Source organism: Streptomyces sp. EDA2-14 (genome assembly GCF_054963755.1).
The window spans coordinates 111,358-135,061 of record NZ_JBUEGE010000023.1; the positions used below are offsets into that span (position 1 = coordinate 111,358).

Consider the following 23,704-nt stretch of genomic DNA (forward strand, 5'->3'; position numbering starts at 1 on the left):
ATGGCCGCACGCGCCATGAATAGCTGGACGAATTCACTCGCGGACGCCAAGCCGGTCGCCTACTGGCTCGACGACCCCGGCCGCCCGGATGCCCGCCCCGCCCTGACCGGCGACGAGACCTGCGACCTCCTGGTCGTCGGCGGCGGCTACAGCGGACTGTGGACCGCGCTCATCGCCAAGGAGCGTGATCCCGGCCGGGACGTGGTCCTCGTCGAGGGCCGCGAGATCGGCTGGGCCGCCTCGGGGCGCAACGGCGGCTTCTGCGCCGCCTCCCTCACGCACGGCACGGCCAACGGGCTCGCCCGCTGGCCGAAGGAGATCGAGAAGCTGGAGGAGCTGGGCGCCGCCAACCTCGACGCCATCGAGGCGGCGGTCGCCCGCTACTCCATCGACTGCGACTTCGAGCGCACCGGCGAGCTGGACGTGGCGACCCAGCCGCACCAGGTCGCCGAACTCCGCGAGTTCCACCAGGAGTTGAGTGAGGCGGGACTCGCGGACGGCATCGAGCTCCTCGACGCGGACGAGACCCGCGAACAGGTCGACTCGCCCACCTTCCTCGGAGCGATGTACGACCGCCGCGGCGTCGCCATGCTGCACCCGGCGAAGCTGGCGTGGGGTCTGAAGCAGGCCTGCGTCGACCTCGGCGTACGCGTCTACGAGAACACGCCGGCCACGGACCTGGCCTCGAACGGCGCCGGGGTCGCGGTCCGCACTCCGTACGGCCGGGTCTTCGCCCGGCACGCCGCACTCGCCACGAACGTGTTCCCCTCGCTGGTCAAGCGCACGCGCGCGTACACGGTCCCGGTGTACGACTACGCGCTGATGACGGAGCCGCTCTCCGCCGACCAACTGGCGGCGGTCGGCTGGAAGAACCGGCAGGGCCTCGGCGACTCGGCCAACCAGTTCCACTACTTCCGGCTCTCCGCGGACAACCGGATCCTGTGGGGCGGCTACGACGCGATCTACCCGTACGGCGGCCGGGTGCGGGCCGAGCACGACCACCGCCCGGAGACGTACGCGAAGCTCGCGGGCCACTTCTTCACGTGCTTCCCGCAGTTGGAGGGCCTGCGCTTCACGCACGCCTGGGGCGGCGCCATCGACACCTGCTCCCGCTTCTCCGCGTTCTTCGGCACGGCGCACGCGGGCCGGGTGGCGTACGCCGCCGGGTACACGGGCCTCGGTGTCGGTGCGACGCGCTTCGGCGCTGACGTGATGCTCGACCTGCTGTCGGGGGAGCGCACGGAGCGTACCGAGTTGGAAATGGTGCGCAAGAAGCCGCTCCCGTTCCCGCCCGAGCCGTTCGCCTCCACCGGCATCGCCCTCACCAAGTGGTCGCTGGCGCGCGCCGACGAGAACGGCGGCCGTCGCAACCTGTGGCTGAAGGCGATGGACGCGGTCGGCCTCGGCTTCGACAGCTAGTCCCGCCGGACGGTTCTAGGCGCTCTCGTCCTGCGTGAGCGTCCCCTGATGGAAGTACAGCCGCCACCCGGCCTCCGGGTGGCGGCGCCACACCGAGCTGCGGTGGGCGCGGCGGCCGTCGTCGTCCGTGTGGAACGTCAGATGCACCACGCCGGGCGCGAGCAGCGTGCCCCGCATCCCCGTGACCCGCACCGGGGGACCCGGCTCCGCCGGCTCCGAGCCGGTCACCTCCAGGATCGACTCCCGGCCCCAACGCCGCCCGGACGCGCCGAACTCCACGAACTCCGGGTCGAGCAGCGCCGTCACGGCCGTGTCGGAGGCCCGCACGGCGGGGGCGAGCAGCCGCAGCTCGGCGTCGATCGCGGCCTGGATCTGGGCGTTCTCGTCGTCTGTCATGGCTGGAGCGTACGAGTGCGCCCGCCACTGACCACCCGGCGTACGCCGTGGTCGCACACCGCCGCGGAAATTCACTGCCTTCGGGTGGCCGAAGTCGCGTAATGCTCGGCGCCCTGCCCCCTCTCGTTCGTGACGATCAGCGTCGAACCGAACGAGGAGGCCCCCGTCATGACTGGCCCTGGGGACAAGGCAGCCGTCGAGTGGCTGGTGTCCGTGGCACCGGATCCGGACGCCTGCCGCTGGGAGTGGGAACGCAATCCGCACGGGGTGGCGCTGCTGCCCGCGGGCGAACGGTGGGACGTGCTGATCCTGCCGGGGGAGCTGGGTTATCCGACGCTCGACGTGCTGCGCCGGGTGATCGACCGGCCAGGGCCCGTGCTCGCGGACTTCGGAGCCGCGCGCATGGGCTTTTTCGTGCCCGCGGGTACGGCCGCCCGGTGGCTCGCCACCGGGGTGCGCGCCGTGGGGCGCGGCACCTGGATCGTGGTGCCGTATCCGGGCCGGCTCGCGGGCGGCGTGCGCTGGCTGGTGGCGCCGGACGGCTCGGGCACGCTCACCGATCCGGCGCTCCTGGAACTCGCGATGCACGAGGCTGCGGCCCAACTGGCAAGAGAACCCGACGAGTAGCCGGACCCGAAGGGCCGGGGAGAGGCCGGGAGCGGTTGAGGTCCGAACCCTTGACAACTCCATTGGTCTGGACCAAGTTGGGCGCGCCCCAGCGCTCGTTTCCCCGCCATGCCCGGAGGCAGCCATGACCCGCTCCAGACCCCGTAGACCCCGCAGATCCCGAGAATTCCGTGCACCCCGCAGGCTCCTGACGAGCCTCACCGCCGCCGCACTCGCCGCGACCGGCCTCGCCGCCGTGTCCACCACCGCGAGCGCCGCCGACGTCGATCTCGCCCGCAACGGCGGATTCGAATCCGGCACGGACGGCTGGACCTGCACAGCGGGCTCCGGAAAGACCGTCACCTCACCCGTCCACAGCGGCACTTCGGCGCTCCAGGCCACCCCGTCCGGCGCCGACAACGCCCAGTGCGCGCAGTCCGTCACGGTCAAGCCCGACTCCACGTACACCCTGTCCGGCTACGTCCGCGGCAGCTACGTCTACCTCGGTGCGAGCGGCACCGGCACCACGGACGTGTCGACCTGGACCCCTTCGGCGTCCGACTGGCAGCAGCTCAAGACCACCTTCCGCACCGGCCCGGGCACCACCAAGGTCACGATCTACACGCACGGCTGGTACGGCAGCCCCGCCTACACCGTCGACGACCTCACCCTGCTCGGCCCCGGCACCGAGGCCCCGGTCCCGCCCGCCGCGCCCACCGGCCTCAAGACCGGCACCGTCACCGCCACGAGCGTCGGCCTGTCCTGGTCGGCCGTGCCCGGAGCCACGAGCTACGCGATCTACCGCAACGGCACCAAGTCCCAGACCGTGAGCGGCACGTCCGCCACCGCCACCGGCCTGACTCCCGCCACCGCGTACAGCTTCCAGGTCGCCGCCCTGAACGACGCAGGCGAGTCCGCCAAGTCGGCGACCGTCACCGCGACGACGGCCGAAGGCCCCGGCGGCTCCGGCTCCTCGGACCTCCCGGCGCACGCCCTCGTCGGCTACCTCCACGCCAGCTTCGCCAACGGCGCCGGCTACACCCGCCTCGCCGACGTCCCCGACAGCTGGGACGTCATCGACCTCGCCTTCGGCGAACCCACCTCGACGACCTCGGGCGACATCCGCTTCGACCGCTGCCCGGCCGCCGAGTGCCCGGGCGTCGAGTCCGACGCCGAATTCAAGGCCGCCGTCAAGGCCAAGCAGGCCGCGGGCAAGAAGGTCCTGATCTCCATCGGCGGCCAGAACGGCCAGGTCCAGCTCACCACGGCGGCTGCCCGCGACACCTTCGTCTCCTCCGTCTCGAAGATCATCGACGAGTACGGTCTCGACGGCCTCGACATCGACTTCGAGGGCCACTCCCTCTCCCTCAACGCCGACGACACCGACTTCAAGAACCCGAAGACCCCGGTGATCGTGAACCTGATCTCGGCGGTGAAGACCCTCAAGGCCAAGTACGGCGACAAGTTCGTCCTGACCATGGCCCCCGAGACGTTCTTCGTCCAGCTCGGCTACCAGTACTACGGCACCGGCAAATGGGGCGGCCAGGACCCGCGCGCGGGCGCGTACCTCCCGGTCATCCACGCACTGCGCGACGACCTCACGCTGCTGCACGTGCAGGACTACAACTCCGGCTCGATCATGGGCCTCGACAACCAGTACCACTCCATGGGCGGCGCCGACTTCCACATCGCCATGACCGACATGCTGCTCACCGGCTTCCCGGTCGCGGGCGACGCGAACAACGTCTTCCCGCCGCTGCGCCCCGACCAGGTCGCGATCGGCATGCCGGCCTCCACCCAGGCGGGCAACGGTTACGTCTCCCCGGCGGAGACGAACAAGGCCCTCGACTGCCTCACCAAGAAGACCAACTGCGGCGCGTACACGACCCACGGCACCTGGCCCGCACTGCGCGGCCTGATGACGTGGTCGGTGAACTGGGACCGCTTCAACAACTGGGCGTTCCAGAAGAACTTCGACGCCTACTTCGGCTGATCGCGTACGCGGCCGCGCACAGCAGCAGCACCGAAAGACACCAGCTGCCGAGCGCGTCGGCCGGCCAGTGATAGCCCTGCCGCACGAGCCCGAGGCCTACGGCCGCGTTCACCAGGACGCAGCCGTAGGCCGCTTCGCGTCGTGCGTGGACTGCGCGCAGCAGCAGCACGCACAGTCCGTACGCGACCGCCGCCGTCGCCGCGTGGCCCGAGGGGTAGAAGCCGGTCTCCGGTGCCATGGGCGGCGGGCCCGGCCGGTCGACGAGGGACTGGAGCGGGGCCACCAGCGCCGGGACCAGGCACATCGTCACGACCGCGATGACCACGGGGAGCCACTCGCGGGTGCGCCACGTGACGTACGCGAGGGTGACCGCGAGGACCGGGAGGGCGACGGACATGTTGCCGAGGTCCGCGAAGAATTCGGCGGGGCCCGAGGGGATCGCGCTGGTGCGGATCGCGTTGCCGAGCCGCTCGTCGTACGCGAGGAGGGGGCCGTCGGCGACGACCTGCCACGTGAGCGCGGCGAAGAGGAGAGCGGAGAAGAGGACGAGAAAAATGTTCGGCCGGTCCGGAACAGGGGGGGTAGTTCCGAACCGGCCGAACTGGCCGGAGTTCCGCGCGCCCCGGGGGGTTTGGGGCGGGCGGCCGTCCGACCGGTGAGGAGTTCCGGAGCCGGAAGCTCCGGGGGTGTGCGCGAGGGCACGACCAGGGCGAAGCTGGGGAGGCCTCGACCCGGTATCACCCGCAGTCTCCTGCGAGCGGGGTGTTTCTCTCATCTGCAGAAACCGTACGGCAGGGGATCCGGACGCGACACCCGGTTGGCCAAGCTGCCATGGGCCCCGCACACCTTCTTCACACGCCCCGACTGTCGACGCAGGTCACGGAAGTGACGCGGGTTCCGTCCTCACGATCGGGCGGTGTGGCTCCTGATGCGGGAGAGCCGTCCGGAACGGTGTTCCGAACGGCTCTCGCGGCGTTTCTCAGGGTATTTCTCAGAGCGCGGCGAACGCGTTCTCGATGATGTCGAGACCCTCGTTCAGCAGGTCCTGGCCGATGACCAGCGGCGGCAGGAAGCGCAGTACGTTGCCGTACGTGCCACAGGTGAGGACGAGCAGGCCCTCGGCGTGGCAGGCCTTGGCGAGCGCGGCGGTGGCCTCCGGGTTCGGCTCCTTGGTGGCCGGGTCCTTGACCAGCTCGACGGCGATCATGCCGCCGCGGCCGCGGATGTCGCCGATGACCGGGAACTTCTCCTGCATCGCCGACAGGCGCGACTTCATCGTCGTCTCGATCTCCTTCGCCTTGGCGTTGAGGTCGAGCTCCTTCATCGTCTCGATGGCGCCGAGCGCACCGGCGCAGGCCACCGGGTTGCCGCCGTAGGTGCCGCCGAGGCCGCCCGCGTGCGCGGCGTCCATGATCTCGGCCTTGCCGGTGACGGCGGCGAGCGGGAGGCCGCCCGCGATGCCCTTGGCGGTCGTGATGAGGTCCGGGACGATGCCCTCGTCCTCACAGGCGAACCACTGGCCGGTGCGGCAGAAGCCGGACTGGATCTCGTCCGCGACGAAGACGATGCCGTTGTCGGCGGCGAACTGGCGGATCGCCGGGAGGAAGCCCTTGGCCGGCTCGATGAAGCCGCCCTCGCCGAGCACCGGCTCGATGATGATCGCGGCGACGTTGTCCGCGCCGACCTGCTTCGAGATCTGGTCGATGGCCTGCTTGGCGGCCTCCGGACCGGCGTTCTCCTCGCCGGTCGGCCAGCGGTAGCCGTACGCCAGCGGGGCGCGGTAGACCTCGGGGGCGAACGGGCCGAAGCCGTGCTTGTACGGCATGTTCTTCGCCGTCAGCGCCATCGTCAGGTTGGTGCGGCCGTGGTAGCCGTGGTCGAAGACGACGACCGCCTGGCGCTTGGTGTAGGCGCGGGCGATCTTGACGGCGTTCTCGACGGCCTCGGCGCCGGAGTTGAAGAGCGCGCTCTTCTTCTCGTGGTCGCCCGGCGTCAGCTCGGCGAGCGCCTCGGCGACCGCGACGTAGCTCTCGTACGGCGTGACCATGAAGCAGGTGTGGGTGAAGTCCTGCAGCTGGGCGGAGGCGCGGCGGACCACGGCCTCGGCGGAGGCGCCGACGGAGGTCACGGCGATACCGGAACCGAAGTCGATGAGGCGGTTGCCGTCGACGTCCTCGATGATGCCGCGGTCCACCTTGGCGGTGAAGACGGGCAGCGTGGAGCCCACGCCTGCGGCGACGACCGCGGTGCGGCGGGCCTGCAGCTCCTGCGACTTCGGGCCGGGGATGGCGGTGACGACGCGGCGCTCCTGCGGGATGTCGCTCATGCGGGGCTCCTTATTTCTGGTGGGCCGGATCCGGCTCCCGGTTTCGGTGTCGAATTCGCCGGGGCTGCTTTCGGGGGGTTTCTCGCAGGTTATGGGCGGGGAAGCGGACCGGTCATGCTCCATCGGGGCGAGATCGGGGTCGCGTGTTGTCCGTCTTGGACAGGTGTGGATCCGGTGCGGGCTCCGAACCGGACCCGTACGGGTGCCGGACCGTGGGGCGCGTAAGCGGTGAACTCCCCGCGGCCGGGCATTAGATTGAGGCGCGATCGACGCACACGGCACGGACGGACCGGCAGGTCGGGCCGGTCAGGCAGGGCAGGGGGCCACGGCATGGACAGCGACGGCGGCACGCAGGAGACGCAGGGCGCGGGCGGCGGTGAACGGCAGGCCGCCGCATCCGTGCCGCGCCCCGCACAGCCGCCCCGCCCCACGGCCCCGCCGATGCCCCGGCAGGCGCCCCCGGCGGCCCGCGGATCAGTGGCCGAATGGCTCGCCGCGCGCCGCCCCAAGGCCCAGCCGGGGGTCTGGCGGTACGAGTACGTGCCCCGGCCCCCCGAGCAGGACACGGCCGCGATCGGGCGCAAGCTGCTGACGTGGATGGCGTTGTCGTTCCTGGTCGGCGTGCTCCTGTGGAGCCTGTGGCGGCGCGGCACGCTGCCCTACCAGTGGGCCCCGCTCAAGATCTTCACGCCGGACGACTGGTGGTGGCCCGGCACGACCAGGCCACGCGAACCGACCTCGAAGGCGTGGGACGCGCTCGTCGTCTACGAAGGCGTGGCGTTCGCTCTGCTCGCCTTCCTGGTGGGGCGGTTCGGGGCCTGGGGAGAGGGCATCCAGCACTTCGTCGTGCGGCGTCCGCAGCCCGCCCGCGCGATCGTGTCCGCGGTCGCCGCCGTGGGCGTGCTCGTCTTCGTGTGGCCGGACGCGCTCGGCCTCTCCTGGCGGCCGCTGCCGATCGCCGACCCGGTCCTCTCCCTCGTCGTCCTCGTCACGGGCGGCTACGGCTTCTTCGAGGTCCCGGTCCTCGCCTACCTGCTGTACGCCCTGATCACGGCGGCGGTCCTGTGGCCGTTCGCCCGGATCGGCGGCTGGCTCGACGTCTGGACCGCGCGCCGCAAGAAGGACGCGCCCCGGACGCCGGACCGCCCCGCCGCCCAACCCGCGCGCGCCAACTGGGCGCAGCTGCGGGAGGCGGGCCAGGACCAGGCCGCCGACGTGCTCACCGCGGAGGTGGCGGGCGGCCGCATGAACGACGTCGACTGCGCCCGCGTCACCCACGCCTGGCGGCACACCGCCGATCCGGCCGCCTTCGCCAAGACCGTGCTCAAGCAGGGCGCGGGTGCCTGGGCGCACCCCTCGGGCCAGCGTGACCTGCCGACCCGCGCGGCGGCGCACGACCTGCTCGTCGGCCAGGTGCGGATCGGCTCCTACGCGCGCGACGAGCGCAATCCGTACGTGCTGCGCGGCGCGGGCGTCGCCCTCGACCCGAACCTGCTCGGCACCTCGCTCCTCGCGGTGGGCCCGCCCGGCGCGGGCAAGACGGCGGGGGTCGTCCGCCCCGTGGTCGAGTCCCTGGCCCTCCAGGCGCTCACCGGCCAGTGCGCCGTCCTCGCCGTGTGCGCGGCGGGCACCCCGCTCGGCCCCGACGACGCGTACGACGTGGTGGTCCGGCCGGGCGACCGGGCGTCGGTGCACGACCTCGACCTGTACGCGGACGCCACCGACGCGGACGAGGCCGCGGCCTTCCTCGCCGAGGGCCTGGTCGGCGACCTGGAGACCGTCGACACCCGGCGCGCCGCCACCGCGCTCGCCCAGCTCCTCGGCCCCTACCGCAGCGCGCACGGCGCGTTCCCCGCCGTGCCGGTGCTGCGCGAACTCCTGGAGGGCGGGCCGGAGGCCTTCGACGACCTCAAGGGGCGCCTGCTCGCGGACTCCGCGATGCGCCGCGAACTCGACGCGCGGCAGCGCCAGTTCGGCACCGCGAGCGATCCGGGGCCGATGCTCGCCGACCGCCTGGCCCTGCTCGACCGTCCGGTCTTCTCCGGCTTCTTCGACCCGGCCGCCGCCCGCCCGTTCTCCGTACGGGCCCTCGCGCACCACCCGCTGCGGGTCCGCGTCGACCTGCCCGAGCAGGGCCACGAAGAGGCGTCCCGGCTGCTCGCCCGACTGCTGCTCGCCCAGTTCACGGCCGTCGTACGCGGCCGGGGGCAGCGCTCCCACTTCGCGTGCCTGGTCCTCGACGACGCGGCGCGCACGGTGACCCCCGAGACGGTCCGCGGCATCCAGCGGCTGCGGTCCGCGCACGCCGGAGTGGTGCTCGGCCTGCGCACCATCGGCGAGGTCGCCGAGCCCCTGCAGGGCCCGCTGTACGCGGCGGTCGGCTGCCGCATGGCGTTCGCCGGGGTCACGACGTGGGACGGGCGGCGCTTCGCCGAGGCCTGGGGCACCGAGTGGGTGGAGACGGAGGAGGTCGCGCAGCACGCGGTGTTCGCGCAGCAGCCGCTGACCCGCGCCCTGCACAAGGCGCGCAGGATGGTGACCGGGAAGGCCGTCACCACGGACGCCGTCACGGTGCGCAAGGTGGAGCGCGAGCGCTGGTCGGCCTCCGATCTGGCGCACGCGGTTCCGCCGGGGCACGCGGTGCTCTCCCTCACCACCGTGCGCGGTGAGCACGCTCCGCCGCTGCTCGTGGACCTGCGGGGCTGAAACCGGTGGGGCCGAGGCGCTGAGAAACGCGTGAATTCGCCTGAAGGCCGGCTGAGCTTCTTGGGGGCAGGGCCCCAGCAGTACGTACGGTGAGGCAGAATCGACACTGGTCGTTCATACGGACCGGCCAAAAGCTTCACAAGATCCGCCTGTACGCCCTGCCCCCGTGTACACCCCGCTCACCCGAAGGCCTGGCCCATGCCGCCCACGCTCGCCTCGCTCGTCCACCACTCGGCGCTCAAGCTCGGCGTGCGCGCGGGCGAGCAGCATCTGGACACCCCCGTCCGCTGGGCGCACGTGAGCGAACTCGCCGACCCCGTCCCGTACATGGAGGGCGGCGAACTCCTCCTGATCACCGCGCTCAAGCTGGACGCGGAGGACCCCGACGCCATGCGCCGCTACGTGAAGCGGCTCGTGGAGGCGGGCGTCGTCGGCCTCGGCTTCGCCGTCGGCGTCAACTACGACGACGTTCCCGAGGCCCTCGTGAAGGCGGCGCAGAACGAGGGCCTGCCGCTGCTCTCGGTGCCGCCGCGCACCCCGTTCATCGCGATCAGCAAGGCCGTGTCCGCCGCGATCGCCGCCGAGCAGTACAAGGCCGTCACCTCCGGTTTCGCGGCGCAGCGCGAACTGACGAAGCAGGCGTTGAACGGCGGGCCCGAAGGGGTGCTCGCCGTGCTCGCGGCCCAGGTCGACGGGTGGGCCGCGCTGTACGACGCGTCCGGCGCCGTCGTCGCCACCGCCCCGGACTGGGCGGTCCGCCGCGCCGCCCGGCTGACCGGCGAGGTCGAGCGGCTGCGGGACCGGCCCGCACCGGCCAGCGCGGTCGTGGAGAGCGGCTCCGACGACCGGGTCGAACTGCACTCCATCGGCACCGGCAGACGGCCCCGCGCCGCCCTCGCGGTGGGCACCGCCGCGACCCTCGGCACGGCCGAGCGCTACGCCCTGCACTCCGCGATCGCCCTGCTGACCCTCACCACCGAACGCTCACGGGCGCTGTACGCGGCCGAGCAGCGGATCGGCGCGGCCGTCCTGCGGATGCTGCTCGCGGGGGAGCCCGACCACGCGCGGGCCGTCGCGGGCGATCTGTACGGGGCGCTGCTCGACGCGCCGTTCCGGATGGTGATCGCGGACGCCGCGGCGCCGCCGCAGAACGGGGTGGCGCTGTCGGCCGTCGTCCAGCAGAACGGGACGGCGGCGCTGCTCGCGGAGGCGGTGACCGGGGCGGGCGGCCCCGGCGCGGGCCCCCTGCCGGTCCTCGCCGACGTCGTCGAGTCCGCGGCCGCGCGCTCCGGCGAGGCGCTGCTGGTGGTGCCGGACGGCCAGCGCCTCGTGCTGCTCGCCGTGGACGGCGGGGCGGCGGCGGAGGCCTGCCTCCAGTACGCGGAGGCCCTGGAGGCCACGCGCGGCGAGGGCTCGTCCGAGGACGAACTCGTCATCGGCTTCTCCGCGCCGGCCGGACCGATCGCGGCGGTCACCGCGTACAAACAGGCCGAGCAGGCGCTCTCCGTGGCGCGCAGACGCGGCCGCATCCTCGTCGAGCACGAGGACGTGGCGGCGGGCTCGGTCCTGCCGCTGCTCGGCGACGACGCGGTCCTGGCCTTCGCGGACGGCCTCCTGCGCGCGCTCCGCGACCACGACGCGACGGGCCGCGGCGACCTCGTCCGTTCCCTCAAGGCGTGGCTCTCCCGCCACGGTCAGTGGGACGCGGCGGCAGCGGACCTGGGCGTCCACCGCCATACGCTCCGCTATCGGATGCGGCGGGTCGAGGAGATCCTGGGCCGCTCCCTGGACGACCCGGACGTCCGCATGGAGCTGTGGCTGGCCCTGAAGGCGACGGGGACGTAGGCAACTCAAGCCCCTCCGGCGATTGAGGAGCGGGGTCCGGGGTGGAGCCCCGGGTCCGTCACACCGGTGCGGTGCTCCAATAAGGCAGATCGCCACCCACGAATACTCCACCGCGTCCAAAACGCCCGGTCCCGCGCCCGCTCTACCGTGGTCACACACCCCACCCACCACGGAGAGGCCGGTACACGTACCCATGACCACTCACGCCTTCTGGCTGGCCGGCCGCCAGGCCACCGGTGACACGACGTTCGACGTCCACAACTCCTACGACGGCCGCCTCGTCGGCACCGTCGCCGAGCCCACCGAGGCCCAGGTGGAGGAGGCCGTCGCCGCCGCCCACGCCGTGGTCGACGAGTTCGCCGCGACCCCCGCCCACGTACGGGCCAAGGCCCTGAACCACGTGGCGGACCGCCTGGTCGAGCGCACCGAGGAGATCGCCCAGCTGATCTCCGCCGAGAACGGCAAGCCGATCAAGTGGGCCCGCGGCGAGGTCGGCCGCGCCGTCTCCGTGTTCCGCTTCTCCGCCGAGGAGGCCCGCCGCTGGAACAGCGGTGAGGCCCAGCGTCTCGACACGGACGCGGGCGGCACGGGGCGTATGGCGATCACCCGCCGCATCCCCAAGGGCGTCGTCCTCGGCATCGCCCCGTTCAACTTCCCGCTGAACCTGAGCGCCCACAAGGTCGCCCCGGCCATCGCGGTCGGCGCCCCGATCATCCTCAAGCCGGCCCCGGCGACCCCGATCTCCTCGCTGATCCTCGGCGAGCTGCTCGCGGAGACCGACCTCCCGGCCGGTTCCTGGTCGGTCCTCACGGTCCCGAACGACCGCATGCCCGCCCTGGTCCAGGACGAGCGCCTCCCGGTCATCTCGTTCACCGGCTCGGGCCCGGTCGGCTACGCGATCATGGACAGCGTGCCGCGCAAGCACTGCACGCTGGAGCTGGGCGGCAACGGCGCGGCCGTCGTCCTCGCCGACTACGCCTCCGAGGCCGACCTGGACTGGGCGGCGAGCCGCATCGCCACCTTCTCCAACTACCAGGGCGGCCAGTCCTGCATCTCGGTGCAGCGCGTCATCGCCGACGCCGCCGTGTACGACCGGCTGCTCCCGAAGATCGTCGCGGCCGTCGAGGCGCAGGTCACCGGCGACCCGGCGGACGACGCCACCGACGTCGGCCCGCTGGTCAGCGAGGACGCGGCGAAGCGCGTGGAGTCGTGGGTCGACGAGGCCGTGAACGCGGGCGCGAAGCTCCTCGCGGGCGGCAAGCGCGAGGGCGCCACCTACGCCCCGACCGTCCTCGCCGAGGTCCCGGCCGACGTCACGATCGCCTGCGAGGAGGTCTTCGGACCGGTTCTCACGGTCAAGAAGGTGGACGGCGAGGCCGAGGCCTTCGCCGCCGTCAACGACTCCAAGTACGGCCTCCAGGCGGGTGTGTTCACGCACGACCTCCAGACCGCGTTCCGCGCCCACCGCGCGCTCGAGGTCGGCGGCGTGGTCATCGGCGACGCCCCGTCCTACCGCGCCGACCAGATGCCGTACGGCGGTGCCAAGCAGTCCGGCGTCGGCCGTGAGGGCGTCAAGTTCGCCATGGACGACTACACGTACGAGCGCGTCCTCGTGCTGACGGGCCTCGCCCTGTAGTACGCGTCCCCAGACACCGGCGCGTGCCTGATCCGCGCGCCGGACACGACGGCCCGAACCCACTGTGCGGGGGTTCGGGCCGTCGCTTGTGCTCAGACGATGCGCTCGGCGGCGTCGAACTGGTCGACCGGCTCGTTGGTGCAGGCCGCGACCGGACCGCCCAGCACGTTGCCGCCGACGCCCTGGGGCGCGGGGACGGCGCAGCGCAGGTCGACGTTGACGAACGGCGCGCCGTAGCTGTTGAGGATGCCGCCCGGGTCGCCGGCGATGGCCACGTCCCCGTTGCGGGTGGCGAACTCCTCGGAGCCGCCGTCGGCCGCGGCCGTGCCCGCACCACCGACGGCCGAGGCGGCGGCCGCCGCCACGAGCGCGGCACCGGTCAGAATTCTCCGGATCATCTTCTGCTCCAAATGAGAGGGGGAGAAATGACGGCCGCGGGCGCGACCGTCACCGGGAGAACCGGGAATCCGGGTGAAAGTCACCGGGTTTCATTCGGGCGGCCCCATTCGCTACGCCATCCCATTCAGTGCCCCATTCCCGTTCCGCCATCAACTGTAAAAGGCACCCTTTTTGCGTGAATGGCGAAAAGGGAAAGGGGCGCCCTCCCGGGGCCGTGAAGGAGTGGACACGGCCCCGGGAGGGCGCTGCTCTGTCGCGCGGTGGGGGAACCGCTCCCTGATGAAGGGTCAGAGAATGCGCTCGGGGGCGTCGAACTGGTCGACCGGCGCGTTGTTGCAGGTGGTGACCGGGCCGCCGAGCACGTTGCCGCCGACGCCCTGGGCTGCGGGGACGGCGCAGCGCAGGTCGACGTTGGCGAACGGGGCGCCGTAGGCGTTGGCGACACCGCCCGGGTCGCCGGCGATGGCGACGTCGCCGTTGTCGGTGGCGAATTCGGAGGAACCGTTGCCCGTGCCGCTGACCGTCTCGCCGTAGGCGACGCGCGCGGCCTGGTTCATGTCGTGCGCGCTCGTCGTCATGTTCTCGGCCTCGGGACCGCCCGTGGTGGCGGAGGCCACGCCGGCGGCGCTCACGGTGGCGGCGGTGGCGGCGGTCGCGAGCGCGGCGCCGGCCAGAACCTTCCGGATCATTAGTGCTCCAATTCAGAGGGGGTGACGGCTGCATTTTGCAGTGGTCGACCTGCCGGAACCCCGAATTCGAGGTGAAAGTCACTGCCATTCATGCATTCAGTCCATTCCGCGTCCATTGATGTATGGAGCAGGAATGCGGACCGGCAAAGTGGTCGCCCCACTCCTGCGCGAGGGGTGGTCGGGATGCCCGTTATCCGGTACATACGATCCAGTAGCACCGGTCGGTAACGAGCCGGGCGGTGGACCCGACGCGCGGCGAGGTGAACCTCATGTCCGCAACATCCCCCGCACCACAGCACCGGGCGAAGGTCTCCGAACAGGAGGCCCGCCAGGTCGCAGAGGCGGCCCGCGAACAGGACTGGCGCAAGCCCAGCTTCGCCAAGGAACTGTTCCTCGGCCGGTTCAGGCTCGACCTCATCCACCCGCACCCGATGCCCGCGGACGAGGACGCGCAGCGCGGCGAGCAATTCCTCGCCAAACTCCGCGACTTCTGCGAGACGAAGATCGACTCGGCCCGCATCGAGCGCGAGTCGCGGATCCCCGACGAGACGATCAACGGGCTCAAGGAGCTCGGCGCCCTCGGCATGAAGATCGACACGAAGTACGGCGGCCTCGGGCTCACGCAGGTCTACTACAACAAGTCGCTCGCCCTCGTCGGTTCGGCCTCGCCCGCCATCGGCGCGCTGCTCTCCGCGCACCAGTCCATCGGCGTACCGCAGCCGCTCAAGCAGTTCGGCACGCAGGAGCAGAAGGACACGTTCCTGCCGCGCTGCGCCCGCACCGACATCTCCGCCTTCCTGCTCACCGAGCCCGACGTCGGCTCCGACCCGGCCCGGCTCGCCACCACCGCCGTCCCCGAGGGCGACGACTACGTCCTCGACGGCGTGAAGCTCTGGACGACGAACGGGGTCGTCGCCGACCTCCTGGTGGTCATGGCCCGCGTACCGAAGTCCGAGGGCCACAAGGGCGGCATCACCGCGTTCGTCGTCGAGGCGGCCGCCGAGGGCATCACCGTGGAGAACCGCAATGCCTTCATGGGCCTGCGCGGTATCGAGAACGGCGTCACCCGCTTCCACCAGGTCCGCGTCCCCGCGGCCAACCGGATCGGCCCCGAGGGCGCGGGCCTGAAGATCGCGCTCACCACCCTCAACACCGGCCGCCTCTCACTGCCCGCGATGTGCGTCGGCGCGGGCAAGTGGTGCCTCAAGATCGCCCGCGAATGGTCGGCGGAGCGCGAACAGTGGGGCAGGCAGGTCGCGTTCCACGAGGCCGTCGGCTCGAAGATCTCCTTCATCGCGGCGACCTCCTTCGCCCTGGAGGCCGTCCTCGACCTCTCCTCGCAGATGGCCGACGAGGACCGCAACGACATTCGCATCGAGGCCGCCCTCGCCAAGCTCTACGGCTCCGAGATGGCCTGCCTCATGGCCGACGAACTCGTCCAGATCCGCGGCGGCCGCGGTTTCGAGACGGCCGAATCCCTCGCGGCCCGCGGCGAACGGGCCGTCCCCGCCGAACAGATCCTGCGCGACCTGCGCATCAACCGCATCTTCGAGGGCTCGACCGAGATCATGCACCTGCTGATCGCACGCGAGGCGGTCGACGCCCACCTGTCGGTCGCCGGCGACCTCATCGACCCCGACAAGTCCCTTTCGGACAAGGCGAAGGCGGGCGCCAAGGCGGGCGGCTTCTACGCCAAGTGGCTGCCCAAGCTGGTGGCGGGCCCCGGTCAACTCCCGCGCACCTACGCGGAGTTCCACCCCTCCGGCCACCCCGACCTCTCCACGCACCTCCGCTACGTCGAGCGCTCCGCCCGCAAGCTCGCCCGCTCCACCTTCTACGCCATGTCCCGCTGGCAGGGCCGCATGGAGACGAAGCAGGGCTTCCTCGGCCGGATCGTCGACATCGGCGCCGAACTCTTCGCCATGAGCGCCTCGTGCGTACGCGCCGAACTCCTGCGCTCCACCGAGGCGTACGGCCGCGAGGCGTACCAGCTCGCCGACGCCTTCTGCCGGCAGTCCCGGATCCGCGTCGACGAACTCTTCGACCGCCTGTGGACCAACACCGACGACCTCGACCGCAAGGTCGTCAAGGGCGTCATCGGCGGCACGTACACCTGGCTGGAGCAGGGCGTCGTCGACCCCAGCGGCGACGGACCCTGGATCGCCGAGGCGACGCCGGGCCCCAGCAAACGCGAGAACGTGCACCGTCCGATCCGCTAGACACGACGGCCCCGGGACGACACAGAAGCCGCCAAGGTGGCCATCCCGTGTCGGACGCACAGGAGGTTCACGCAAGAATGGGGGGATGAGCGACAGCCCATCCCCCCTCGCGGACCCGCACCTCGTCTTCGACCCGGCCCCGGCCGACGCCCCTCGTGACGTCGCCGTCCTGGGCTCCACGGGCTCCATCGGCACGCAGGCCGTCGACCTCGTGCTGCGCAACCCGGACCGGTTCCGCGTCACCGCGCTCAGCGCCGCGGGCGGCCGCGTCGAACTGCTCGCCGAGCAGGCGCACCGGCTGCGCGTGCGCACCGTCGCCGTGGCCCGCGAGGACGTCGTGCCCGCGCTGCGCGAGGCGCTGGCCGCGCAGTACGGGGCGGGGGAGCGGCTGCCCGAGATCCTCGCCGGGCCCGACGCCGCCACCGAGATCGCGGGCCGTGGCGACTGCCACACCGTCCTCAACGGCATCACCGGCTCCATCGGCCTGGCCCCGACGCTCGCGGCCCTCGAAGCGGGCCGCACCCTCGCCCTCGCCAACAAGGAGTCGCTGATCGTCGGCGGCCCGCTGGTGAAGGGCATCGCCGAGCCCGGCCAGATCATCCCGGTCGACTCCGAGCACGCCGCGCTCTTCCAGGCCCTCGCCGGCGGCACCCGCGCCGACGTCCGCAAGCTCGTCGTCACCGCCTCCGGCGGCCCGTTCCGTGGACGTACGAAGGCGGACCTCGCGAACGTCACCGTCGACGACGCGCTCGCGCACCCCACCTGGGCGATGGGCCCGGTCATCACCATCAACTCCTCGACCCTCGTCAACAAGGGGCTCGAGGTCATCGAGGCGCACCTGCTGTACGACATCCCGTTCGACCGCATCGAGGTCGTCGTGCACCCGCAGTCCTACGTGCACTCCATGGTCGAGTTCGTCGACGGCTCCACGCTCGCCCAGGCCACCCCGCCCGACATGCGCGGTCCCATCGCCGTCGGCATCGGCTGGCCCGAGCGGATCCCCGACGCGGCGCCCGCCTTCGACTGGTCGAAGGCCTCCAGCTGGGAGTTCTTCCCGCTCGACAACGAGGCCTTCCCCGCGGTGGGGCTCGCCCGGCACGTGGGGGAGCTCGCGGGCACGGCCCCGGCGGTGTTCAATGCCGCCAACGAGGAGTGCGTGGACGCTTTCCTGAAGGGCGCCCTGCCGTTCAACGGGATCATGGAGACCGTGACGAAGGTCGTGGAAGAACACGGCACACCCGGAACGGGAACTTCGCTCACCGTCGCGGACGTCCTCGAAGCGGAGACCTGGGCGCGCGCCCGGGCCCGTGAACTGACCGCAACGGACAAGGCAGCCGCGGAGGCTCGTGCATGACGACCTTGATGATGATCCTCGGCGTAGTCATCTTCGCGGTGGGCCTGCTCTTCTCCATCGCCTGGCACGAGCTGGGCCACCTGTCGACGGCGAAGCTCTTCGGCATCCGCGTGCCCCAGTACATGGTCGGCTTCGGCCCGACCGTCTTCTCGCGGAAGAAGGGCGAGACCGAGTACGGCGTCAAGGCCATCCCGCTCGGCGGCTACATCCGCATGATCGGCATGTTCCCGCCCGGCGCCGACGGCCGGATCGAGTCCCGCTCGACCTCGCCGTTCCGCTCCATGGTGGAGGACGCGCGCGCCGCGGCCTTCGAGGAGCTTCAGCCCGGCGACGAGACCCGGCTCTTCTACACGCGCAAGCCGTGGAAGCGCGTCATCGTCATGTTCGCCGGGCCCTTCATGAACCTGATCCTCGCGATCGGCCTGTTCTTCACGGTCCTGATGGGCTTCGGCGTCACCCAGCAGACGAACGTCGTCTCCTCGGTCTCGTCCTGCGTCATCCAGGCCAGTGAGAACCGCGACAGCTGCAAGGCCTCCGACCCGCAGTCCCCGGCGAAGGCGGCAGGACTGCAGCCGAAGGACAAGATCGTGTCCTTCAACGGGGTGTCGACGGACGAGTGGAACGCGCTCTCGGACGAGATCCGCAAGAGCGCGGGCGACACCGTGCCGATCGTCGTCGAGCGCGACGGACAGCAGAAGACGCTGACCGCGAAGATCGCCACGAACCAGGTGCCGAAGAAGGACGCCAGCGGTCAGATCACCGACGGCTACGTCAACGCCGGATTCCTCGGCTTCACCGCCGCCACCGGCGTCGTACGGCAGGACTTCGGCTCCTCCGTGACCTGGATGTCCGACCGGGTCGGCGACGCGGTGGACTCCATCATCGCGCTGCCCGCGAAGATCCCCGCCCTGTGGGACGCGGCGTTCGGCGACGGCCCGCGCGAGCAGGACTCGCCGATGGGCGTGGTCGGCGCGGCCCGGGTCGGCGGCGAGATCTTCACCCTCGACATCCCGCCGACGCAGCAGCTCGCGATGGCGTTGATGCTGGTCGCGGGCTTCAACCTGTCGCTCTTCCTGTTCAACATGCTGCCGCTGCTGCCGCTCGACGGCGGGCACATCGCGGGCGCGCTGTGGGAGGCGCTGCGGCGCAATGTGGCCAAGGTGTTCCGCCGCCCGGACCCGGGCCCGTTCGACGTGGCGAAGCTCATGCCGGTGGCGTACGTGGTGGCCGGAGTCTTCGTCTGTTTCACCATCCTGGTGCTGATCGCCGACGTGGTGAACCCGGTGAAAATCTCCTGATCAGAAGCCGTACACCGGCCGGTCGTACGGCGTTCGGAACTGCCCGGCACCCTGGTGGCCGGGCAGTCCCTCTTTATGGGGGATTGAGGGGGCGCGATGTGCTGGTGCACGCGCCGGTGACGTAATCTCGGAAGCCTCTGGACTCGATCCACATCCTTGGGGTTGCACAGCAGATGACTGCGATTTCTCTCGGCATTCCGTCCGTACCGACCAAGCTCGCCGAGCGGCGCAAGAGCCGCCAGATCCAGGTCGGCACGGTCGCGGTGGGCGGGGACGCCCCGGTGTCCGTGCAGTCGATGACGACGACGCGTACGTCGGACATCGGCGCCACGCTTCAGCAGATCGCCGAGCTGACCGCCTCCGGCTGCCAGATCGTCCGCGTGGCCTGCCCCACGCAGGACGACGCCGACGCGCTGCCCGTCATCGCCAGGAAGTCGCAGATCCCGGTGATCGCGGACATCCACTTCCAGCCGAAGTACGTCTTCGCGGCCATCGAGGCCGGCTGCGCCGCGGTCCGCGTGAACCCGGGCAACATCAAGCAGTTCGACGACAAGGTCAAGGAGATCGCCCAGGCGGCGAAGGACCACGGCACGCCGATCCGCATCGGCGTGAACGCGGGCTCCCTCGACAAGCGGCTCCTCCAGAAGTACGGCAAGGCGACGCCCGAGGCGCTCGCCGAGTCGGCGCTGTGGGAGGCGGGCCTCTTCGAGGAGCACGGCTTCCGCGACATCAAGATCTCGGTGAAGCACAACGACCCCGTGGTCATGGTCAACGCGTACCGGCAGCTCGCCGCGCAGTGCGACTACCCGCTGCACCTCGGCGTCACCGAGGCGGGCCCGGCCTTCCAGGGCACGATCAAGTCCGCCGTCGCCTTCGGCGCGCTGCTCTCCGAGGGCATCGGCGACACGATCCGCGTCTCCCTGTCGGCCCCGCCGGTCGAGGAGATCAAGGTCGGCAACGCGATCCTGGAGTCCCTCAACCTCAAGCCGCGCCGCCTGGAGATCGTCTCCTGCCCCTCCTGCGGCCGCGCCCAGGTCGACGTCTACAAGCTGGCCGAGGAGGTCACGGCGGGCCTCGACGGCATGGAGGTGCCGCTGCGCGTGGCCGTCATGGGCTGCGTCGTGAACGGTCCGGGCGAGGCCCGCGAGGCCGACCTCGGCGTCGCGTCCGGCAACGGCAAGGGCCAGATCTTCGTCAAGGGCGAGGTCATCAAGACGGTGCCCGAGTCGAAGATCGTGGAGACGCTGATCGACGAGGCCATGAAGATCGCCGAGCAGATGGAGAAGGACGGAATCCCGTCCGGTGAGCCGTCGGTGTCCGTCGCAGGCTGACCCCGTCGCCGCCAGGCCCGCGCACCCTCCGGGTGGGCGGGCCTTTTGCGTCGGCGGGTGCGGTCCGCCAGTGCGCCTTTCAGGGGCGCGGGGAACTGCGCAAACCCACGACGCGACCGGAGCTCGCCGGCGCGATGGCACCACGCACACGCCCCATGCGGAGCCGCCCCCGGAAGGGGGCGAATCGTCGACCCGCCACACCCGCGGAGCGCCAGGTACAGTGCGGAGATCAGTAGCCCATCTGGTGAGGCCCCTCCGCACGTGTTGACACAGACCACCACTCGGGTTCTCGAACCGAGTGACCTCGACGCCGCGCTCGCCGTACTCGACCGCGAGCCCGTCGCCAATGCCTTCGTCACGGCCCGCGTCCGTATCGCGGGCCTCGACCCGTGGCGGCTCGGCGGCGAGATGTGGGGCTGGTACGAGGACGGGATGCTGGAGTCCCTCTGCTACGCGGGCGCCAACCTCGTCCCGATCTGCGCGACGGACCGCGCCATCCGCGGCTTCGCCGACCGCGCCCGCAGGGCCGGACGCCGCTGCTCCTCCATCGTCGGCCCGGCGGAGCCCACCGCCCGCCTGTGGCAGCTGCTCGAACCGGGCTGGGGCCCGGCCCGCGAGATCCGCGCCCACCAGCCGCTGATGGTGACCGACCGGATGCCCGCGGACGTCACCCCCGACCCGTACGTCCGCCGCGTCCGCAAGGACGAGATGGACACGATCATGCCCGCGTGCGTGGCGATGTTCACCGAGGAGGTCGGCGTCTCCCCGCTGGCCGGCGACGGCGGACTGCTCTACCAGGCACGGGTGGCCGAACTGGTCGGTTCCGGCCGCTCCTTCGCCCGCCTCGACGAGCACGGCAAGGTCGCCTTCAAGGCGGAGATCGGCGCCGCGACCGATCAGGCCTGCCAGATCCAGGGCGTGTGGGTGGCCCCCGAGTACCGGGGCACGGGCCTCGCCGCGCCCGGCATGGCGGCGGTCCTGCGCTACGCCCTCGCCGACGTGGCGCCCGTGGTCAGCCTCTACGTCAACGACTTCAACACCCCGGCCCGCGCCGCGTACCGACGCGTGGGATTCGAGGAGGTCGGGGCGTTCATGAGCGTGCTGTTCTGAGCACCCTGTGTTGCCCGTCTCATCTCTTTCGTGCGCATTGACATTAGTAAGTCTTATGGACCATAAAGGTACTGCTTTGCTTTGGTTCAAGTTTCACTGACTGTAGGTGCCTCACGATGTCTGCTCCCGGTTCCGGCATAGCCGCCTGGCAGGAATGGCGTGCCGACCGGCACCGCTCCCTCACCGCCCCCACCGGCAACCTCGCTCTCGTCGAGACCCGCTGGCTCCCGGCCGGCGAGACCCCCGACCTCGACGCCGCCCGCGCGGGACAGCCCGGCACCGTCACCGTGACGGCCCTCGAGCGCACCGACATGGTCACCGGCGCCCCCGAGCACGGACTGCGCTTCTGGGACGCGAACTCCCCGGCGATCCAGGGCTTCGAGAGCGTCGACACCTTCGCGTACGACCCGTCCTGGGTCCTCGACGCCACGTACACGCCCGTCGAGGGTGCCCGGACCGTCTCGTTCGAGCATCTGCGGGACAACGGCGGAACGCGCGAGAAGGTCGTCCCCGGTGACATCGCCCTGACGATCGACGGCACCGACTACACGCTCTCCGCGTTCGACGACGACGGCACCCTCCTCCTCGTCTTCGGCGACCCCACCAACGGCGAGCGCACCTACGGCGCGGGCCGCTTCCTCTTCGTGGAGCACACCGGCGAGGGCCGCGTGCGCCTCGACTTCAACCGGGCCTTCGTGCCCCCGTGCGGCTTCTCCGATCAGTACAACTGTCCGATGCCGCCGCGGCAGAACCGTCTCCACCTGCCCGTCGAGGCAGGCGAGAAGCTTCCGGTCTTCCGCGACGGCTTCGCCGCCCACTGATCGTTCCCTCCCCGCACCTTCACGTAAGGCCCCTCATGCGCTTCCCCAAGAGATCCCTGTCCGCCGGCACGCTCGCCGTCGCCCTCGCCGTCACGCTCGCGGCCTGCGGCGGCGGTTCCGGCCTGGCGTCCGGCAGCGGCGCGTACGACAAGAACGCCACGGTCGACATCGGCTCCCTCTACGAGCCGCAGAACCTCGACAACACCGCGGGCGGTGGCCAGGGCGTCACCGAGGCCCTCAACGGCAATGTCTACGAGGGTCTGTTCAAGCTGACCGACAAGGGCAAGGTCGAGAAGCTCCTCGCCGACGACTACAAGGTCAGCGGTGACGGCCTCACCTACACCTTCACCCTCCGCGACGGCGTGAAGTTCCACAGCGGCAAGAAGCTGACCAGCGAGGACGTCAAGTACAGCCTCGAAAAGGTGATCGCGAAGGACTCGCAGTCCGCGCGGAAGTCGAACCTTGAGGTCATGAAGGACGTCGCCACCCCCGACGCCAAGACCGTCAAGGTCACGCTGTCGAAGAAGTCGATCTCCTTCGTCTACAACCTCAGTTACGTCTGGATCATCAACTCCGACGCCAAGAACCTGAAGACGACCGAGGACGGCACCGGCCCGTACCGGCTGAAGAAGTGGACCCGCGGGTCCGCCCTCAGCCTCGACCGGTTCGCCGGCTACTGGGGAACCGCCGCCAAGAACAAGCAGGCCGTCTTCCACTACTACAAGGACGCGACCGCCCTCAACAACGCGCTCCAGACCAACGCCGTCGACATCGTCACCAGCGAGCAGTCGCCCGACGCCCTCGACCAGTTCAAGTCGAACCAGAACTACAAGGTCAACGACGGCAACTCCACCACCAAGCTGCTCCTCGCCTTCAACGACAAGGCGAAGCCGTTCACGGACGTCAAGGTCCGCCGGGCCGTCTCCGCCGCCATCGACGACAAGAAGCTCCTCGAATCCGTCTGGGGCGGCTACGGCAAGGAGATCGGGTCGATGGTGCCGCCCACCGACCCCTGGTACGAGGACCTGACCGACGTCAACGCGCACGACGTCGCCAAGGCCAAGAAGCTGCTCAAGGAGGCGGGTCACGAGAAGGGGTTCAGCTTCACGCTCGACACCCCGAACTACGACCCGCACCCCACCGCCGCGACCTTCATCAAGTCGCAGCTCGCCAAGGTCGGCATCACCGTCAAGATCAACACGATCACGCCCGACGAGTGGTACACGAAGGTCTACAAGAACCACGACTTCACGGCGACCCTCCAGGAGCACGTCAACGACCGCGACCTCGTCTGGTACGGCGACCCCGACTTCTACTGGGGCTACGACGACAAGCAGGTCCAGGGCTGGGTCGAGAAGGCCGAGCAGGCATCCAGCACGGCCGAGCAGACCGACCTCCTTAAGAAGGTCAACCGCAAGACCGCCGAGGACGCGGCCAGCGACTGGCTCTACCTGTATCCGCAGATCGTCGTCGCGAACACGAAGCTGTCGGGCTACCCGCTCAACGGCCTCAACTCGCAGTTCTTCGCGTACGACATCAAGAAGAGCAGCTGAGCC

The 23,704-nt window shown here is 70.8% G+C and carries 18 protein-coding genes; 13 read left to right on the forward strand and 5 right to left on the reverse strand.

The window, feature by feature from the left end; translation table 11 throughout:
* Window positions 1–1,419: an NAD(P)/FAD-dependent oxidoreductase gene (locus ACY34M_RS36390; RefSeq protein ID WP_462722643.1), complete on the forward strand. Its 1,419-nt coding sequence runs from the start codon at window positions 1–3 to the stop codon at window positions 1,417–1,419.
* 15 nt (window positions 1,420–1,434) lie between these two features.
* Here the strand turns inward: ACY34M_RS36390 and ACY34M_RS36395 are convergent, their stop codons facing one another.
* Window positions 1,435–1,815, reverse strand: a complete 381-nt coding sequence (locus ACY34M_RS36395) for a nuclear transport factor 2 family protein (RefSeq protein ID WP_462722642.1) — start codon at window positions 1,813–1,815, stop codon at window positions 1,435–1,437.
* 168 nt (window positions 1,816–1,983) lie between these two features.
* Here ACY34M_RS36395 and ACY34M_RS36400 point away from each other — a divergent pair, with 168 nt between their 5' ends.
* On the forward strand, window positions 1,984–2,442 hold the full coding sequence (locus ACY34M_RS36400) for a hypothetical protein (protein WP_462722641.1): 459 nt from the start codon (window positions 1,984–1,986) through the stop codon (window positions 2,440–2,442).
* 124 nt (window positions 2,443–2,566) lie between these two features.
* Entirely contained in the window at window positions 2,567–4,414 is a 1,848-nt protein-coding gene (locus ACY34M_RS36405) for a chitinase (protein ID WP_462722640.1), read from the forward strand.
* On the opposite strand, the gene ACY34M_RS36410 is transcribed toward ACY34M_RS36405, so the two are convergent.
* A complete protein-coding gene (locus ACY34M_RS36410) occupies window positions 4,368–4,811 on the reverse strand; it encodes a phosphatase PAP2 family protein (protein ID WP_462722639.1) in 444 nt (147 codons plus the stop codon). The genes ACY34M_RS36405 and ACY34M_RS36410 overlap by 47 nt on opposite strands.
* A 594-nt stretch (window positions 4,812–5,405) precedes the next feature.
* Window positions 5,406–6,740 carry a 4-aminobutyrate--2-oxoglutarate transaminase gene (gabT, locus tag ACY34M_RS36415; protein WP_426900346.1) on the reverse strand — a complete coding sequence of 445 codons (1,335 nt, stop codon included), beginning with the start codon at window positions 6,738–6,740 and terminating at the stop codon, window positions 5,406–5,408.
* A 330-nt stretch (window positions 6,741–7,070) separates the two neighbouring features.
* Between gabT and ACY34M_RS36420 the strand changes: the two genes are divergently transcribed.
* The 3 genes from ACY34M_RS36420 (at window position 7,071) to ACY34M_RS36430 (ending at window position 12,927) form a co-directional block, all read left to right on the forward strand.
* Entirely contained in the window at window positions 7,071–9,446 is a 2,376-nt protein-coding gene (locus ACY34M_RS36420; RefSeq protein WP_462722638.1) for an ATP/GTP-binding protein, read from the forward strand.
* A gap of 198 nt (window positions 9,447–9,644) precedes the next feature.
* Window positions 9,645–11,291, forward strand: coding sequence for a PucR family transcriptional regulator (locus tag ACY34M_RS36425; protein WP_462722637.1), 1,647 nt, complete (start codon window positions 9,645–9,647; stop codon window positions 11,289–11,291).
* Window positions 11,292–11,484: 193 nt separating this feature from the next.
* Window positions 11,485–12,927 (forward strand): aldehyde dehydrogenase family protein, encoded by a 1,443-nt coding sequence (locus ACY34M_RS36430; RefSeq protein WP_462722636.1) that lies wholly within the window; start codon window positions 11,485–11,487, stop codon window positions 12,925–12,927.
* A gap of 92 nt (window positions 12,928–13,019) precedes the next feature.
* Here ACY34M_RS36430 and ACY34M_RS36435 read toward each other — a convergent pair whose 3' ends face one another.
* Both ACY34M_RS36435 and ACY34M_RS36440 read right to left on the reverse strand, forming a co-directional pair.
* A complete protein-coding gene (locus ACY34M_RS36435) occupies window positions 13,020–13,325 on the reverse strand; it encodes a hypothetical protein (protein WP_462722635.1) in 306 nt (101 codons plus the stop codon).
* Window positions 13,326–13,613: 288 nt separating this feature from the next.
* On the reverse strand, window positions 13,614–14,015 hold the full coding sequence (locus ACY34M_RS36440) for a hypothetical protein (RefSeq protein ID WP_462722634.1): 402 nt from the start codon (window positions 14,013–14,015) through the stop codon (window positions 13,614–13,616).
* Between the two features lie 269 nt (window positions 14,016–14,284).
* On the opposite strand from ACY34M_RS36440, the gene ACY34M_RS36445 reads away from it, so the two are divergent.
* The 7 genes from ACY34M_RS36445 (at window position 14,285) to ACY34M_RS36475 (ending at window position 23,701) form a co-directional block, all read left to right on the forward strand.
* The gene (locus tag ACY34M_RS36445; RefSeq protein ID WP_462722633.1) at window positions 14,285–16,234 is read left to right on the forward strand and encodes an acyl-CoA dehydrogenase family protein; all 1,950 of its coding nucleotides are present in this window, start codon (window positions 14,285–14,287) and stop codon (window positions 16,232–16,234) included.
* A gap of 85 nt (window positions 16,235–16,319) precedes the next feature.
* A complete protein-coding gene (dxr, locus tag ACY34M_RS36450) occupies window positions 16,320–17,588 on the forward strand; it encodes a 1-deoxy-D-xylulose-5-phosphate reductoisomerase (protein WP_462722632.1) in 1,269 nt (422 codons plus the stop codon).
* A gap of 8 nt (window positions 17,589–17,596) precedes the next feature.
* The gene (locus tag ACY34M_RS36455; protein ID WP_462722737.1) at window positions 17,597–18,886 is read left to right on the forward strand and encodes a M50 family metallopeptidase; all 1,290 of its coding nucleotides are present in this window, start codon (window positions 17,597–17,599) and stop codon (window positions 18,884–18,886) included.
* 173 nt (window positions 18,887–19,059) lie between these two features.
* Complete coding sequence (gene ispG, locus ACY34M_RS36460; RefSeq protein ID WP_462722631.1) at window positions 19,060–20,217, forward strand: flavodoxin-dependent (E)-4-hydroxy-3-methylbut-2-enyl-diphosphate synthase; 1,158 nt, start codon at window positions 19,060–19,062, stop codon at window positions 20,215–20,217.
* Window positions 20,218–20,478: 261 nt separating this feature from the next.
* Window positions 20,479–21,327: a GNAT family N-acetyltransferase gene (locus ACY34M_RS36465; protein ID WP_462722630.1), complete on the forward strand. Its 849-nt coding sequence runs from the start codon at window positions 20,479–20,481 to the stop codon at window positions 21,325–21,327.
* A gap of 116 nt (window positions 21,328–21,443) precedes the next feature.
* A complete protein-coding gene (locus ACY34M_RS36470; protein ID WP_462722629.1) occupies window positions 21,444–22,148 on the forward strand; it encodes a DUF1684 domain-containing protein in 705 nt (234 codons plus the stop codon).
* Between the two features lie 35 nt (window positions 22,149–22,183).
* A complete protein-coding gene (locus ACY34M_RS36475; protein ID WP_462722628.1) occupies window positions 22,184–23,701 on the forward strand; it encodes an ABC transporter substrate-binding protein in 1,518 nt (505 codons plus the stop codon).
* Window positions 23,702–23,704: the final 3 nt, after the last annotated feature.